Source organism: Roseateles sp. (assembly GCF_036404855.1).
GTDB lineage: Bacteria > Pseudomonadota > Gammaproteobacteria > Burkholderiales > Burkholderiaceae_C > Pelomonas.
The window spans coordinates 31,174-44,953 of record NZ_DASWYS010000125.1 but is presented as its reverse complement, the minus strand read 5'-3'; the positions used below and the strand labels follow the sequence as shown (position 1 = coordinate 44,953).

The following is a 13,780-nucleotide window of genomic DNA, read 5'->3' as shown; positions in this document are numbered from 1 at the left end:
CCAGGCGCTGAGCGCGGCGCTGCTGCCGCCGTGCGGCAGGGGCGAGCGCCATGCGACGGGCACGGCCGCCGGCGTCGGTGGCGGGGCGGGCGGGAGCGTCATGCAAGCGCTCAGCAACAGCGCCAGCATGGGCGTCGCAAGGGTCAAGCGGGTGGTGATCATCGGGAGGCGTGGCGTTGGCGTTCGTACTCGAGCAGCGCACAGCCCCAGTCGGCGAGACGGTGGCAGGTGGCTTCGAGCTGGGGGTCGTCGGCCAGCAGTTCGGGGTGGAAGCTGTCCAGCATGGGGCGCGTCATGGAGTAGTCATGCGCCATGGCCTGCAATCCCATGGCGAGCTGGTAGAGGGCGGCCGTGGGTTGGGTCAGACCGGCATGGCGGGCCAGCAGGCCCGCAAAGCGATCGAAGAGGGGGCCGATCTCCTGCGCGACGGTGCGCATGAAGATGGGGCTGGGCGCCTGCATCTCGCGGAAGAACAGCTGGGCACTGCAGGCGCCGTCATCGAACAGGAAGGGCCGCAGGAAGCGGCAGATCGATTCGTGCAGGCTCAGGGCCGGATCGTCGAAACCCGTGAGCAGTTGCTGCAACTCGCGCACGGGCAGGCACAACACCTCGGCGTAGAGGCCGTCCTTGTCGCCGAAGTGGTAGTGAATGGCGCCGGGGTTCACGCCGGCGGCGGCACAGATCTCGCGGGTCGTGACGGCGTCGAAGCCTCGCTCGCCGAACAGGCGCATCGCTTCCTGCAACAGGCGGTCGCGAGGGGGCGGGGCGGCGGGCGGCTTGTCGGCGGGCATGGAGGCCGAACTGTAAAGCCAATCAAGCGCTTGCTTGGTCGCGATTTGTATCGTTTCTTCTCGTGGTTGAGTGGCCGACGTCCGTCGGACCGAGGCTGGCTGGGCAGCGGGAACGGTGCCTGCCAACGTTGGCGGGCGGCCAACGCCGCACCCGGCTGCCTGGCAATGGCAGCGTGTCTCACTCCTTCAACGGCTGGAGAGTTCATCGTGAGCAGGAGATGCAACCCCTTGTCGGCTTCGGTCGCAACGGTGACGGCCGGCCTGACCGTGACCGTTGGCGGTGGCGCGATGGGAGCGCGGTCGAGCGATGACACGGCCCCGTCGAGCGATGCGGGCCAAGCGCCGCAAACCGAGGCTCAGGCCGAACCGGCGATGCCGGTGGCGAAGCCGGCCACGGTGGTGGCAGACGCCAACCCGTCGCCCCCACCGGCCATCGCGCCGGGCAGCAATCAGCCCTTGCCGGCGCGCAGCGACCGCAACTGAACGAGGCCCGTCACTGCGAGGACGCGAAAGCCCGGACCAGGTCCGGCGCGGGCCGCAGCGAGCCGACGTCGATGCCGCGCCAATTGCGCAGCGCGAGGTGGCTGTAGCTGCGCAGCACCTCGTCCCCGCTGCGCAGCAGGGCCTGGGCCACCGTGGCCATGGTGGCCTCCGCGGCGCGTGCAGCCCCGTCGTCGATCTTCAGCGCCAGCCCCAGGCCCAGCTCCGGCAAGACCGCGCAGTAGACGCCCTCGGCGCCGATCTTGCAGAACAGGCGCTCGCCGAAGGTCTGCATGACGCGGGTGTCGAAGCGGTCCGTGCCGCCCACCATGAAAGGCGCCGCCGCGACGGCCTGGCGCAGCCGGCGTGCCGCGCGTGCATGGCCCTCCGACAGGCCCAGGCCTGTGCCGCAGCGGGCGAACGCGAGGGCCAGCGAGCGCAGCGGCAGCGCGAAGGTCGGAATGGAACAGCCGTCCGTGCCGCGCGGTGCCCGTTCGACGTCGACGCCTGTCGCGGCTGACAGTGCCGCAGACACCTCGCGCATGACGGGGTGCTCAGCCGCGACGTAGCCGCGCACAAACGCCGCCGGCTCCGTGCCACCACTGCGCGCCATCAGGCAGGCTACGCAGACGAAGCCGCTGTGCTTGCCGGAACAGTTGTTGTGCAGCGGCGTGGCCAGCTCGCCGCGGGCGACCATGCTGCGCAGCACCGGTTCTCGGCTGGGCCATTGAGTGCCGCATTCCAGCGCGTCGGCCGTCAATCCCAGCCGGGCCAGCACGCCCGCGGCTGTGGTCACATGTTCAGGCTCGCCACTGTGCGAGGCGCAGGCCAGGGCCAGTTCGGCATCGCTCAGCCCGTAGGCGTCGGCGGCGCCGCTGGCCACCAGAGGCAGGGCCTGCAGCAGCTTGACGGCCGAGCGCGGGAAGACGGGGCGGTCGATGTCGCCCAGCGCCGTGTGCACGCCGCCAGAGGCGTCGACGACGGCCAGCGCGCCGGCATGACGGGACTCGACGGCGCCGCCGCGCAGGACTTCGATGAGAACGGGGTTCATGTCGCCAGTCTAGGGTGGCCGGGGCCGGTGATCATGACCGCCGCGACCCTAGTCGACGTGCACGCGATTGCGCCCGCCGCGCTTGGCTGCGTAGAGGGCGCGGTCGGCGCGATTGAGCAGGCTGTCGCCCTGCTGTTGCTGCTGCAGGGCACCGCCGGCGATGCCAACGCTGATGCGCACGATCAACCCTGGCGTGATGGCGGCCCAGTCATGTTCGACAACGGCCAGGCGCAGGCGTTCGCAGATCTCGGCGGCCTGTGGCGGTGCGATGCCCACCAGCACGGCCAGGAATTCCTCGCCCCCGATGCGCGCCATCAGGTCGGCGCTGCGCAGGCGGTGTCGCAGCAGCTGGGCGAGCTGCTGCAGCACGGCGTCACCCACGGCGTGGCCGTGGGTGTCGTTGATTCTCTTGAAATGGTCCACGTCCAGGGCCGCGACGCTGATGACTTGGCCGGCCACGCGTGCACCTTCCACCAGCAGGGGCAGAGCGAACTCGGCGTGGCGTCGGTTGTGAAGCCCGGTCAACACGTCCTCGTGGGCGGCGCGGTCCAGCGCCATCGCATGCTCGCGCAGGCGCTGCTGCTCGTTCTCGAGATGGGCCGCTCGTGCGCGCTCGCGGCGGGCGTCGGCGGCCGCGCTGTCGGCACGCGCCTGGGCTTCCTCGACCTGGTCACGAATCAGGATGACTTCGGTTTGGAGCACCAGGTTGTCGCGGCTGAACTGGCGGTCCAGGCCGACGAGTTCCTCCAGCCAGCTCAGCGCCTCGCGGTACTGGCCGCAGGCTTTGTGCGTTTCGTAGAGGGCGCGTACCAGCCGCCGGCGCAGGTTGGGCGGTGGCTCGGCGGCGGCGCTCAGCAGGGCTGCCAGGAGGCGCGCCGCCTGCAGGGGCTCGCCCTTCAGACGCAGGAAAATGGCGCGCTGCACGTCGGCCTCGATGGCGAGCGTGCGGTAGCCATGGTCGTGGGCGAGATGGCCGAACTCGTTGAGCAGCGGCAGGGCCTCATCGAGCAGGCCGCCGGTCAGCAGCGCGCTGACGAGATTGGAGACAGCGACGGTGACCTGGAAGGGACTGCAGGAGCTGCGCGCCAGCTCGGTGGCCTGCTCGGCCGTGCGACGAGCGCTCGCAAGGGCCTCCACCAGCACGGCGGCCGGGGTTCCCGGCACCTGGGCATCCTCGACGCGGCGCAGCCAGAAATAGGCCAGGTTGTTGTGGCACGAGAACAGCACCTCCGGCGAATTGCTGCTGGCGGCGATCTCCATCGCCTGTTCGGTGGAGGCGCAGGCCTGGGCCTGGTTCTCAAGACTCGAATAGGCGACGCCGATGCGGTTCAGCGCCCAGGCCTCGCGCACCGGATCGCCCGTTCGGCGGGCCGCGGCCAGTGCCTTCATGCCCGACTCCAGCGCCTCGCGGCCCATCAGCAAATGGCCGTAGACGAAGCACTGGCTGGTCAGCGCGTCGGCCCGCAGGCCGTCGTCGCCCAGGCGTTCACCCAGGGCCAGGGCCTCGGTGGCGCAGCGCGCGCTGGAGGTCAGCCGGCCCAGGCGCGGGTACTGGTGGGCCAGCAAGGCCAGGGTCTCTCCGCGGCGGCGCAACTCCGTCGCCGGGCAGCCCAGCAACAGCTGTTCCAGCGCGTCGTTGGACGCCTGATAGAACCCCGCTAGGGCCTGCTGGTGCGCCGCCGCGACGGCGGCGTCGAACGCGGTAGCGTCGAACAGCGCGGCGTTGCCTGGAGAAACGGCGGTGACGAGCGGAGCGGGCATTGAAGCCGGCGATTTTGCCTAGCCCCAGAATGCCGAGCATGTCTGACATCGTTGTTTTCGGGATCGACTTCACGAGTGCGCCGCGTGCAGCCAAGCCCATCCGGGTGGCCGGCGGCCGGCGCCAGGGGGCCGTCGTCCGCTTGACCGGACTGGTAGCGCTACACAACCTGGAGGCCTTTTCCGCCTGGCTGGTCCAGCCGGGGCCTTGGGTGGCGGGCTTGGACCTGCCTTTCGGCCTGCCGCGCGAGCTGGTCGAGGAACTGGGCTGGCCCACCGAATACGTGGCACTGATGGCGCACTACGCGGCGATGCGCCGCGAGGCGATTCGCGACCGCTTCGCCGCCTTCTGCGACGCTCGTCCCGCCGGCGCCAAGTTCGCCCACCGAGGCTGTGACGGGCCGGCGGGCGCCAGCCCCAGCATGAAGTGGGTGAATCCGCCGGTGGCCTGGATGCTGCATGCCGGCGTGCCGCGGATGATCGCGGCGGGCGTGCATCTGCCCGGTCTTCGGGCCGGCGACGAGGGCCGCGTTGCGCTGGAGGCCTACCCCGGACTGCTGGCGCGTGAGCTGATCGGACGGCGCTCCTACAAAAGCGACACCAAGGCCGCGCAAACCCCCGAGCGTCTGATTGCGCGCAAAGACATCGTCGATGCGCTGGAGCAGGGCCGCACGCGGTTGGGCTTGCGGCTCAAGCTCAGCCATGCGCAGCGCGACGAACTGGTGGCCGACGCGAGTGGCGACAGTCTCGATGCGGTGCTGGCAATGCTGCAGGCGGCGTGGGCGGCAACGCAGCCGCGCTACGGTTGGCCCGAGAACGTGGACCCGCTGGAAGGCTGGATCGCCAGCGCCTAGGGTGGCTTCGCTGCGAAGGGCCCGGGCTGGCTGACGACCTGGCGCTCTGCGGGGTGCTCGCCCACGCACTGAGCGAGGCCCGACTCACCGGGTGAGCCGCGCGCCGGTGCTGGCATGGCCGATTGACTGGCGCCGGCCTCATTGCCGGCGCCGGCCCTTTCCAGTCCGACCCGCACAAGCACCGTTGACCGCAGAAATGCGGCGCGTCGCTGAGCTGTGTCCTCGAGGATTGGCGCGGCCGCCGCCGGCCCGGGTCGGCCTTCGTTTCGGACGATCGTCGAGGGCTGCGTTGCATCGGCTGCTGCTGGCCAAGGCGCTGACGCCGAGGCCGGCGCTCGCCTCGGCGTCATCCTGGGCGGCATCGCGCTCGTTCAGGGCAGCCGCTCGCGACGCTAATGCGTCGCCACCGCGCGCCAAGCCGCGGCGAAGCGCTCGAGTTCCGCGCCGTCCACGTCCGACACGGCCCAGTACTGCATCGCGCCATCGCTCCATCGCACGAGATTGAAGCCGCGGCGTTGCAGCTTCTCGGGTGCCGCGCCGTGCTCGGTGGGCCAGGCGTAGAGGTCGATCTTGTGCAGCCGTAACTGGTAGGCCAGCACGGCGGTGGGCTTGCCCCGCACGGCCTGCACGCGGCCGCCCAGCAGCGCGAAGCCTTGCTCGCGCAGCGGCGAGTCCAGCACAGTGGGCGCATAGTCCAGCCTGCCCTGGAACCAGGGCTTCACCTGATGACGGTCGCTGGAGGCGACCTCGTACGGCGGGCCCACCTGCAGTGCGCGCACATGGGCGGCGACGAGGTCGTCGGGCAACGTGCCGTCGGGCGTCAGGCGCGGCACGATCAGCACGGCCGTCAGCGTCAGCGCGATGCCCAGCATCAAGCCGCCAGCACCGGCCACGGCCGGATGGATGCGCGGTGCGAAGCGCGCGCGCCATGCTGACCGTGCCGGCGCCGCGGCCCGCGGCTCCTGCGCAGCCGCTTGCAGCGTCATCTGCGTGCGCACGGCCGCGCGCAGGCGTTCATCCGCTGGATGGCGGCTGGCGTGCTGCTGCAAAAGGCGGGAGAGGTCGTCGTCGTTCATCAGGGCAGTCCGGCCAGACTGAGCTGGCGTTTCAGTTGGGCGCGGGCGCGCGACAACCGCGACATCACTGTGCCGATGGGGAGGTCCGCGATCCGCGCGATGTCGCGGTAGTCCAGGCCTTCGAGCTCGCGCAACACGATGACCTCGCGCATCGGCGGGCTCAAGCGCCGCAGCGCCGTGTCGACAAGGACCTGCTCGCGCCGTCGGCTCAGCGCCACGAGCGGGTCGGGCACGGGGCTGGGCGACTGGGCCTCAAGCAGGTCCTAGGCCTCTTCGTCGAGCAGCGTCACATCGGAGCGGCCGCGCTCGCGCGCCAGGGCCGTGAAGCTGGCGTTGCGCACGATCCCGAGGAACCAGGGCTTCGCGTCTTCACCGGCGCGCAGTGAGGCGAAGTACCGGAAGGCGCGCAACGAAGCCTCCTGAACCGCATCCTCGGCGGTCGCGGCGTCACGCAGCAGCCAGCGCGCGAAGTTGTGCGCCGCGTCGAGCAGCGGCAGCACGGTGGTCTCGAAGCGGCGCGCGTCCGTCATGTGACTTCGAAATGGCCATCCATGCCCTCGTGGCCGTCACCGCAGAAGTTGTCGCACAGGAAGGCCAGCCGTCCCGAGGCCGGAGGTGTGAAGGCGAGGCGGATGACGCGGCCGGGCATGAGGTCGGTGCGCAGGTCCAGGTCGGGCACGAAGAAGCCGTGCGCGAAGTCCAGTGAGCGTATCAGCAGCACGATCGGCTCGCCGGACCTCAGCGCAATCACGCGGGGCGTGAAGTGAAAGCGCTGCGCCGTGAGCTCGATCTCGCGTGGCACCTCGGCGCGTGCACCGCCCAGCGCCGCGCCGGCGGCCATCAGCAGCAGGTGGCGGCGCTTCATGTGGCCGACACCGCGTGTTCAATGCGCTCGGCCCTGGCGTCTTCCACGTCCACCTCGCGCCAGCCCAGGCCGCGATAGGGCATGGCCGGATCCCAGGCCACGGGCAGGGGCTTCTCGGCGGTGCCGGGGGCGGGCAGCGGGAACATCAGCGAGCGCGCCGAGTGGTGGGCGATGTGGCCCGTCATCTGATGGTGTTCCTGGTGGATGTGGCCGTAGAACACAGTCGCGTTCGGGTGCGGCATCAGCAGGGCCAGCGCCTGGTCGCCATCGCGCGTGTGCCAGTCCCACTTGGGTGCCAGCGGGAACAGCGGTCGATGGGCCAGCACGACCAGCGGGGCATCGCGGTCCAGCCTGGCCAGCTCGGCCTGCAGCCAGGCCAGCTGTTCGGTTCCCAGCGTGGTGCCGCGGTCGGAGACGTTGTCCAGCGCAATGAAGTGCACGCCCTTGTGGTCGAAGCGGTAGTAGGTGTCGCCGAACATCTCCTTGAACGCTGCGCCGCGGTCCAGCGACGCGTCGTGCTCGCCAGGCATGAAGCGCACGGTCTTCACCTGGAGGTCGCTGACCACCTGCTTGAACTCGGCCATGCGGCGGCGGCGCTCGGCCGGGTCGTCGGTGGTATGGGTCAGGTCGCCGGTGAAGACGATGAAGTCCGGCGGGCGGGGCAGCGCGTTGACTGCTGCGACAGCCTTGGGCAGGGTGCCGCGCGCATCGGGGTTGGGCGGGCCCTGGAAGCCCCAGTGCGTGTCGGAGAGCTGCACGAAATAGAACTCGTCCTGGGGCCGGCCCGCGGTTGCGCAACCAGTCAGCCCGGTCGAGAAGATCGCCCCGCCGCCAAGGCTGGCGAGGTGGAGGAAGGCGCGTCGCTGCATAGCCGTTCGCTCGCAAGAGTGGTGACTTGATGCGATACCAGCTTTTGCCGGGTTTTATTCCCTGGCCTTCGCGAGGCTGCGCAGGAAGGCGATGACGTCGGCCCGCTCGTCGGGGTCGGGCAGGCTGATGCCCATGGCCTGACCGGGCACCAGGGCCTCGGGGTTGGCCAGCCAGCGGTCGAGGTTGGCCTCGGTCCAGACCAGGCCGGAGCTCTTCAACGCCGGCGAGTAGCCTGCGAAGCCCCGGGCCGTTCCGGCCCGCCGGCCGAACACGCCGCGGTGGGCCGGGCCGACGCCGTTGAAGTCCGGCGAGTGGCAGGCGGCGCAGCGGGCCTGGTAGAGGGCCTGGCCGCGAGTGGCGTCAGAGGCATGCGCTGGCGGGGCCATGGCAACCAGCGCGACGAGCAGAAAAAGCATCTGGGGCATGCTTGCTCTACCGCCGCAAGCGTGGCCTTATTCCCGGGCCGGCGATGTCAGGCCGCACCCTCTCCCGGGCGGGACTTGCGCCGTTGCATCAGCCCGTCCAGCGCGCGCTGCGTCGAGGCCTGCAGCGGGTCGTTCAGCTGCTGCCGCAGGTGCAAGGCCTCGCAGAAGCTGGCCTCGGCGTCCTGCCATCGGCCTTGCTCGACCTGGCTGCGGCCCCGGTGCTGCAGCACGAACGACTGCAGGCGCCGCCAGCCTCCCTCGCGGGTGAGCGCCAAGGCCTTGGCGAAGACGCTGTCGGCTTCGTCGCGCCGGTCCAGGTACTGCAACGCGGTGGCGTAGGCGTTCCAGAACCATCCCGTCGCCTCCAGTTCCGGCAGAGCCCCGGCCAGCGTCAGCTGCTCCTGCAGGACCTGCAGCGCTTCGGTTTCCCGCCGCGCCGTGATGAGCAGGGTGCCCAGGTCGGCAGCGTGCTCGATGATGGCGGCGGCAGTACCGGCGCGAACCGCCGCGGCGAGCTTGTCGCGGTGGTCCCGGATGCCGGCCTCCAGAGCGGCAGCATCGGAGGCGGTAAAGCGCTGGAATTCCTCCATGGGATGAACCGCCCTGGTCAACGCAGGCCGACCTGGCCCTTCCAGGCATTCAGGATCTTGGCGCGGTCCCAGGCACGCCCGGCCTTCATCGTCCAGGCCACCTCGGGCAGTGCAGGCTTGGTGGCATCCAGCGGTGCTGCGAAGGCGACGAGGTCGGCGCGCAGGCCGGGTGCGATGCCGCCCACTTCGGTCTCGCGATTCAAGTATCTCGCGCCATTGGCCGTCATGACCTGGACCGCCGTGGCGTCATCGAAGCCGGCTTCGCGCAGCAGCTCGAGCTGGCGCAGCGACGACCAGCCGGGGATGACGCCGCCATAGCCCGTCGGGTCGGTGCCGGCGACGAGCAGGCCACCCGCGTCGTGGAAGCGCTTCTCCCAGACCATATTCTTCGGAAAGATGCGGCCATACGGGTTTGGGCCGCCACGCTGGATGGCCGTGTAGCGGGCCACGTACTGCTCGCGCAGCTGTGGCATCAGGAGGTCCAGCGCGGCGGTCGGCGCCATCGGGCGGCCGTAGGAGAAGGTCTCGAAGATGGTCAGTGTGGAGGTCAGGGCCACCTTGGCGCTGATCATCTGGTGCTGCAGGGCGGCCATCCGCGGGTCGTCGACGGGGAGGGCATCGAGGGACCTGGGAACGGCGTCGCCGCTGGGACAGGTGTCGGGGGCCTTGCCGTCGACGAAATCGCTGGACGCGAAAAAGCCATGCTCCAGGTTGTCGATGCCCATGGCCGCCGCCTCGGCATAGGTGACCGCGCAGAGGTGGGCCGTGACCCTGGCCTTGCGGTCGTGCGCCGCCTGGACGATGGCCGCGAGCTGCTCCCTCGTCAGGTGCATGTAGCCCTTGTAGGAGGTGGCGCCGACGTCGGCCCAGTAGCGCACTTGGTGCACCGCGTCGTCCGCCGAGGCCAGCCGCGGCACCTGGGCGACGAAGGCCTGAATGCCGTTGAGGAAGGGGGCTGTCACGTCCAGGTCGGGGCCGGGCGCCTTGCCGTCGCGGATGTCCTTCCAGGTGTTCAGATCGGCATACGGGCTCATGCTGCCGGCCGTGCGCATCGTCGTCACTCCGCCGGCGAGGTACAACAGCGGGAAGCTCTGGAAGAAGGCGCCGTAGCTGCCGCGTTCGGTCGGATAGAAGAGGTGCTCGTGCAGCAACACGAAGCCGGGCATCAGCGCGCCGCCATTCAGGTCCTTCACCAGCGCGCCGGCCGGGGCCTTGAGCTCGGCCTCGGGCGCCACGGCGGCGATGCGGCCGTCGCGGATCAGCACGCTCATGTGCTCTCGCGGCGGCCGGGCCGTGCCGTCGAAGAGCTGGGCGTTGCGCAACAGCGTGACGGGCGCGTGGAAGAGGGTGTAGCGCTCGGTGTCCGAAGGGGCCGCTTGGGTCTGGGCGAGGGCGGCGCCGGCGCCCAGGGTGAGCAAGGCAAGCAGACTGGGCAGGGTCTTCATGCCTGCCATCCTCGCACCGGACTCACTTGCGCATCAGCGTCGATTTCCCGAAGAGGGACTCGATGAGGTCCACGGCCACCAGCGCCGTCTTGTTGCGCTCATCCAGCGCGGGGTTGAGCTCGACAAGGTCCAGCGAGGCCATGCGGCCGGTGTCCGCGATCATTTCCATGCAGAGGTGGGCCTCTCGGTAGGTCGGGCCGCCGCTGACGGTGGTGCCGACGCCGGGCGCCATGACCGGGTCGAGGAAGTCGACATCGAAACTGACGTGCAGGTGGGTGTTGTCGTCCAGCGTGGCCAGCGCCAGCTCCATCGTGTGGCGCATGCCCATCTCGTCGATGAAGCGCATGTCGAACACCTCCAGGTCGTGCTCGTGCACGAAGCGACGCTCGCCCTCATCGACGCTGCGAATACCGATCTGTCGGATCCACTTCGGGCTGATGGCCGGCACGCGGCCGCCGATCTCGATGAGCTCTTGCGGGCCGAAGCCGCACAGGCAGGCCACCGGCATGCCGTGGATGTTGCCGCTGGGGGTCAGCTCGCTGGTGTTGAAGTCGGCATGCGCATCCAGCCACAGCACGCGCAGCTTCTTGCCGGTGTCGCGGCAGTGGCGGGCCACGGCGCTGATGGAGCCCAGGCCCAGGCAGTGGTCGCCGCCCAGCATGATGGGCAGGCGGCCGGTCTTCAGCTCGGCGTAGACGGCATCGTGCACCGTGCGGTTCCAGGCGACGACCTCGTCCAGGTGGCGGTAGCCGTCGACAGGCGGCTGCCAGGGGTTGGACGGGCCGGCGAGGTTGCCGCGGTCGACCACGTCGACGCCGCGCGCGCGCAGCGCTTCGGACAGCCCTGCCACACGCATGGCCTCGGGGCCCATGCTGGCGCCGCGCGCGCCGGCGCCGACGTCGGTGGGCGCGCCGATGAGGGAGACGTTCCTGAGCTTGGTCATGCGGGGCTTTCGCTCGATAGTTCGGGTTGGGCTTCAAGCACGGCCCAAGCTTCCTCGGCCGTCTCGACGTAGTGGAAGAGCTTTTCGTCGCCCGGGCTGATCATGCCGGTTTCCAGCAGCAGGTCGACGTTGAGGAGCTTGGTCCAGAAATCGCGCCCGAACAGCAAGATGGGGCGGGGGCGGCTCTTGCCGGTCTGGATCAGCGTCAGCGTCTCGAAGAGTTCGTCCAGCGTGCCGAAGCCGCCCGGGAAGCACACCAGCGCAATGGAGCGCATCAGGAAGTGCATCTTGCGCAGACCGAAGTAATGGAAGCGGAAGCACAGCTCCGGCGTGATGTACGGGTTGGGGTACTGCTCGTGCGGCAGCACGATGTTGAGGCCCACACTCTTACCCCCCACTTCGTAGGCGCCGCGGTTGCCAGCTTCCATGATGCCGGGGCCGCCGCCGGTGGCGATGACGACGGGCCGGCCGCGTTCGGCACAGGTGCTGGTCGCGATCTGCGCAAAGCGGCGTGCCTCCTCGTAGTAGCGGCTCATCGCAAGCTGGCGGCGGGCCCTGGCGGCGCCAGCCTCGTCGCCCTGGTCCAGCGCCACGGTCAGCAGGGCCTGGGCCGCCTCGGCCGGCAGGATGCGCGCGCTGCCGAAGATGACGATGGTGGACTTGACGCCCTGTTCGTTCAGGATGACCTCGGGCTTCATCAGCTCCAGCTGCATGCGCACGGGCCGCATGTCCTCACGCAGCAGGAAACCTTCGTCCTTGAAGGCCAGCTCATAGGCGCTGCCCGGGCGGTCGTAGTCGGGGTGGGGTTGCAGCGTGCAGCATTCCTCCAGGGCGGTCGGGAAGTTGCGCGTCGGGACGTCGGTGGGCTTCATGGGTAGGGCATCTAGGGCAGGTCGGGGCGGATTTTCAGCCCCATTCGGGGCGCTGGCAGGAATTCACCGGCCGCCGCAGACCCGGCATTCGGGGTCGCGCTGCATCGCGATCTCGCTCCACTGCATGCGGCGGCCGTCGAGCATCAACAGCCGGCCAGCCAGCGGCTCGCCCACGCACGCCAGCAACTTCAGGGCCTCGGCCGCTTGCACGCTGCCGACGATGCCCACCAGCGGCGCGAACACGCCCATCGTCGAGCAGGCCGCATCCTCGAAGCCGGATTCGGGTGGGAACAGGCAGGCGTAGCAGGGGTGCTCGCCGGAGCGGCTGTCATAGACGCTGATCTGGCCGTCGAAGCCGATGGCCGCGCCGGAGACCAGTGGCCTGGCATGGCGCACGCAGGCGGCGTTGACGAGGTGGCGAGTCGCGAAGTTGTCGGTGCAGTCGATGACGACGTCGGCAGCCGGCACCTCGGCGTCGAGCAGCGCGGCGTCCGCCCGGGTGGTCAGCGTGCGGGTGCGCACGCCGGGGTTCAGCGCCGCCATGCGGGCCGCGGCTGAATCCACCTTGAGCCGGTCCAGGCTGCCCATGTCGTGGGCGATTTGGCGCTGCAGGTTGGTCAGCGACACGGTGTCGTGGTCGACCAGCGTGATGTGCCCGACACCGGCCGAGGCAAGGTAGAGCGAGACGGGCGAGCCCAGGCCGCCCGCCCCGATGACGAGCGCGCGGGCGTCGAGCAGGCGCTGCTGGCCCTCGATGCCGATCTCGTCGAGCAGCAGGTGGCGGGAATAGCGCAGCAGGTCGTCGTCAGTCATGGCGTTGGCAGCATATCGGGCCAGAGCGGTTCGGCCATGCTGCGCCGCATGGCCTCAATGAAGTAGCGCAGCCGCGCGGGTGGCGCCGGCGGGTTGGGGTAGAGCAGCTGCACCGGCAAGGCAGGGCCGCGCCAGCGCGGTAGCAGGTGCACGAGGCGCCCTTCGGCGATGTCTTGATGCACTGCCCAGCCCGACACCAGTGCTGCGCCCAGGCCCAGGCGTGCGGCCTCGCGGGTGGCATAGAGGCTGTCGGTGGCGAGTACCGGCCGGATGGGCAGGCGCTGGCGGACGCCGTCGTCGCGCTCCAGCTGCAGCTCCTGGCGGTAGAAGGTCGAGATGGCGATCCAGGGCAGCTCGGCCAGCGACTCGGGCTCCTCGAAGCTGCGCCCGGCCAGCAGCCCGGGCGCCGCCACCAGCACGCGCGGCACGCGCGCCAACGGGATGGCGACGACGGCACCCTCCGCGCGGCCGCCGACGCGGATGGCGCAGTCCAGTCCCTGTTCGATGAAGTTGGGCGATGCGTCGTTCAGCAGCCAGTCCACCCGCAGGCCGGGCGCATCCTGCAGGGCGCGCACCAGTGGCGCGATCAGGTGCTCCTGACCGAAGGCATGCGGCACCTGCACGCGCAGCAGGCCGGCGGGCCGCGCGGGTTCGGCACGCAACGAGTGCTCGAAGTCTTCCCATTCGGCCGCGAGGGCTTTGGCGCGCTCCAGCGCCCGTTCGCCGGTGTCGGTCAGGCGCAGCGCGTGCGTGGAGCGCTGGATCAGCGGCTGGCCGAACTGCTGCTCCAGCGCCTGCAGGCGCCGGCTGACGGTGGGCTGGGTCGTGCCGAGCTGGCGTGCCGCGGCAGACAAGCTGCCGGCTTCGACGATGCGGATGAAGGTCTGCATCAGCTGCAGGCGATCGGAGGTGGTGCTCATACGTGTAGCGTATGGCAGTCAGGCGTG

At 70.1% G+C, this 13,780-nt stretch carries 17 protein-coding genes; 2 read left to right on the top strand and 15 right to left on the bottom strand.

All coding sequences use genetic code 11. The features are described from left to right. Positions 1–158: 158 nt before the first annotated feature. Positions 159–791: a TetR/AcrR family transcriptional regulator gene (locus tag VGF12_RS08580; protein ID WP_331175618.1), complete on the bottom strand. Its 633-nt coding sequence runs from the start codon at positions 789–791 to the stop codon at positions 159–161. A gap of 207 nt (positions 792–998) precedes the next feature. On the opposite strand from VGF12_RS08580, the gene VGF12_RS08575 reads away from it, so the two are divergent. After that, on the top strand, positions 999–1,274 hold the full coding sequence (locus VGF12_RS08575; protein WP_331175617.1) for a hypothetical protein: 276 nt from the start codon (positions 999–1,001) through the stop codon (positions 1,272–1,274). 10 nt (positions 1,275–1,284) lie between these two features. Here VGF12_RS08575 and VGF12_RS08570 read toward each other — a convergent pair whose 3' ends face one another. Together VGF12_RS08570 and VGF12_RS08565 are read right to left on the bottom strand one after the other, a co-directional pair. After that, positions 1,285–2,322 carry an asparaginase gene (locus VGF12_RS08570; protein ID WP_331175616.1) on the bottom strand — a complete coding sequence of 346 codons (1,038 nt, stop codon included), beginning with the start codon at positions 2,320–2,322 and terminating at the stop codon, positions 1,285–1,287. A 48-nt stretch (positions 2,323–2,370) separates the two neighbouring features. Continuing rightward, a complete protein-coding gene (locus VGF12_RS08565; RefSeq protein WP_331175615.1) occupies positions 2,371–4,083 on the bottom strand; it encodes a diguanylate cyclase in 1,713 nt (570 codons plus the stop codon). 38 nt (positions 4,084–4,121) lie between these two features. Here VGF12_RS08565 and VGF12_RS08560 point away from each other — a divergent pair, with 38 nt between their 5' ends. After that, positions 4,122–4,934 carry a DUF429 domain-containing protein gene (locus VGF12_RS08560; RefSeq protein ID WP_331175614.1) on the top strand — a complete coding sequence of 271 codons (813 nt, stop codon included), beginning with the start codon at positions 4,122–4,124 and terminating at the stop codon, positions 4,932–4,934. A gap of 392 nt (positions 4,935–5,326) precedes the next feature. On the opposite strand, the gene VGF12_RS08555 is transcribed toward VGF12_RS08560, so the two are convergent. The 12 genes from VGF12_RS08555 to VGF12_RS08500 all read right to left on the bottom strand — a co-directional run bounded on the left by VGF12_RS08555 (position 5,327) and on the right by VGF12_RS08500 (position 13,753). Beyond that, the gene (locus VGF12_RS08555; RefSeq protein ID WP_331175613.1) at positions 5,327–6,010 is read right to left on the bottom strand and encodes an anti-sigma factor; all 684 of its coding nucleotides are present in this window, start codon (positions 6,008–6,010) and stop codon (positions 5,327–5,329) included. Continuing rightward, on the bottom strand, positions 6,010–6,243 hold the full coding sequence (locus tag VGF12_RS08550) for a sigma-70 family RNA polymerase sigma factor (RefSeq protein ID WP_331175612.1): 234 nt from the start codon (positions 6,241–6,243) through the stop codon (positions 6,010–6,012). Before VGF12_RS08550 ends, VGF12_RS08555 begins: the two co-directional genes overlap by 1 nt. A 30-nt stretch (positions 6,244–6,273) precedes the next feature. Then, positions 6,274–6,540, bottom strand: coding sequence for a sigma factor (locus VGF12_RS08545; RefSeq protein ID WP_331175611.1), 267 nt, complete (start codon positions 6,538–6,540; stop codon positions 6,274–6,276). Continuing rightward, positions 6,537–6,875, bottom strand: a complete 339-nt coding sequence (locus VGF12_RS08540; protein ID WP_331175610.1) for a cupredoxin domain-containing protein — start codon at positions 6,873–6,875, stop codon at positions 6,537–6,539. The genes VGF12_RS08545 and VGF12_RS08540 overlap by 4 nt, the downstream gene beginning before the upstream one ends. Continuing rightward, positions 6,872–7,744 carry a metallophosphoesterase family protein gene (locus tag VGF12_RS08535; protein ID WP_331175609.1) on the bottom strand — a complete coding sequence of 291 codons (873 nt, stop codon included), beginning with the start codon at positions 7,742–7,744 and terminating at the stop codon, positions 6,872–6,874. Before VGF12_RS08535 ends, VGF12_RS08540 begins: the two co-directional genes overlap by 4 nt. Before the next feature lie 54 nt (positions 7,745–7,798). After that, entirely contained in the window at positions 7,799–8,170 is a 372-nt protein-coding gene (locus tag VGF12_RS08530) for a c-type cytochrome (protein ID WP_331175608.1), read from the bottom strand. Positions 8,171–8,217: 47 nt separating this feature from the next. Then, positions 8,218–8,760 carry a hypothetical protein gene (locus VGF12_RS08525; protein WP_331175607.1) on the bottom strand — a complete coding sequence of 181 codons (543 nt, stop codon included), beginning with the start codon at positions 8,758–8,760 and terminating at the stop codon, positions 8,218–8,220. Between the two features lie 17 nt (positions 8,761–8,777). Then, positions 8,778–10,205, bottom strand: coding sequence for an amidohydrolase family protein (locus VGF12_RS08520; RefSeq protein WP_331175606.1), 1,428 nt, complete (start codon positions 10,203–10,205; stop codon positions 8,778–8,780). Between the two features lie 22 nt (positions 10,206–10,227). Continuing rightward, on the bottom strand, positions 10,228–11,148 hold the full coding sequence (rocF, locus tag VGF12_RS08515; protein ID WP_331175605.1) for an arginase: 921 nt from the start codon (positions 11,146–11,148) through the stop codon (positions 10,228–10,230). Continuing rightward, positions 11,145–12,020 (bottom strand): LOG family protein, encoded by an 876-nt coding sequence (locus VGF12_RS08510; RefSeq protein ID WP_331175604.1) that lies wholly within the window; start codon positions 12,018–12,020, stop codon positions 11,145–11,147. The genes rocF and VGF12_RS08510 overlap by 4 nt, the downstream gene beginning before the upstream one ends. A 63-nt stretch (positions 12,021–12,083) precedes the next feature. Further along, entirely contained in the window at positions 12,084–12,833 is a 750-nt protein-coding gene (locus VGF12_RS08505) for a molybdopterin-synthase adenylyltransferase MoeB (protein WP_331175603.1), read from the bottom strand. Continuing rightward, positions 12,830–13,753 (bottom strand): LysR family transcriptional regulator, encoded by a 924-nt coding sequence (locus tag VGF12_RS08500; protein WP_331175602.1) that lies wholly within the window; start codon positions 13,751–13,753, stop codon positions 12,830–12,832. The genes VGF12_RS08505 and VGF12_RS08500 overlap by 4 nt, the downstream gene beginning before the upstream one ends. Positions 13,754–13,780 lie beyond the last annotated feature (27 nt).

What these genes read in the sequence shown, in the direction of transcription:
- VGF12_RS08530 (WP_331175608.1), bottom strand. Translation starts at nt 8,170, where the DNA reads ATGCCCCAGATGCTTTTTCTGCTCGTCGCGCTGGTTGCCATGGCCCCG.
- VGF12_RS08505 (WP_331175603.1), bottom strand. Translation starts at nt 12,833, where the DNA reads ATGACTGACGACGACCTGCTGCGCTATTCCCGCCACCTGCTGCTCGAC.
- VGF12_RS08535 (WP_331175609.1), bottom strand. Translation starts at nt 7,744, where the DNA reads ATGCAGCGACGCGCCTTCCTCCACCTCGCCAGCCTTGGCGGCGGGGCG.
- VGF12_RS08570 (WP_331175616.1), bottom strand. Translation starts at nt 2,322, where the DNA reads ATGAACCCCGTTCTCATCGAAGTCCTGCGCGGCGGCGCCGTCGAGTCC.
- VGF12_RS08560 (WP_331175614.1), top strand. Translation starts at nt 4,122, where the DNA reads ATGTCTGACATCGTTGTTTTCGGGATCGACTTCACGAGTGCGCCGCGT.
- VGF12_RS08525 (WP_331175607.1), bottom strand. Translation starts at nt 8,760, where the DNA reads ATGGAGGAATTCCAGCGCTTTACCGCCTCCGATGCTGCCGCTCTGGAG.
- VGF12_RS08500 (WP_331175602.1), bottom strand. Translation starts at nt 13,753, where the DNA reads ATGAGCACCACCTCCGATCGCCTGCAGCTGATGCAGACCTTCATCCGC.
- VGF12_RS08540 (WP_331175610.1), bottom strand. Translation starts at nt 6,875, where the DNA reads ATGAAGCGCCGCCACCTGCTGCTGATGGCCGCCGGCGCGGCGCTGGGC.
- VGF12_RS08555 (WP_331175613.1), bottom strand. Translation starts at nt 6,010, where the DNA reads ATGAACGACGACGACCTCTCCCGCCTTTTGCAGCAGCACGCCAGCCGC.
- VGF12_RS08510 (WP_331175604.1), bottom strand. Translation starts at nt 12,020, where the DNA reads ATGAAGCCCACCGACGTCCCGACGCGCAACTTCCCGACCGCCCTGGAG.
- VGF12_RS08545 (WP_331175611.1), bottom strand. Translation starts at nt 6,540, where the DNA reads ATGACGGACGCGCGCCGCTTCGAGACCACCGTGCTGCCGCTGCTCGAC.
- VGF12_RS08520 (WP_331175606.1), bottom strand. Translation starts at nt 10,205, where the DNA reads ATGAAGACCCTGCCCAGTCTGCTTGCCTTGCTCACCCTGGGCGCCGGC.
- rocF (WP_331175605.1), bottom strand. Translation starts at nt 11,148, where the DNA reads ATGACCAAGCTCAGGAACGTCTCCCTCATCGGCGCGCCCACCGACGTC.
- VGF12_RS08580 (WP_331175618.1), bottom strand. Translation starts at nt 791, where the DNA reads ATGCCCGCCGACAAGCCGCCCGCCGCCCCGCCCCCTCGCGACCGCCTG.
- VGF12_RS08565 (WP_331175615.1), bottom strand. Translation starts at nt 4,083, where the DNA reads ATGCCCGCTCCGCTCGTCACCGCCGTTTCTCCAGGCAACGCCGCGCTG.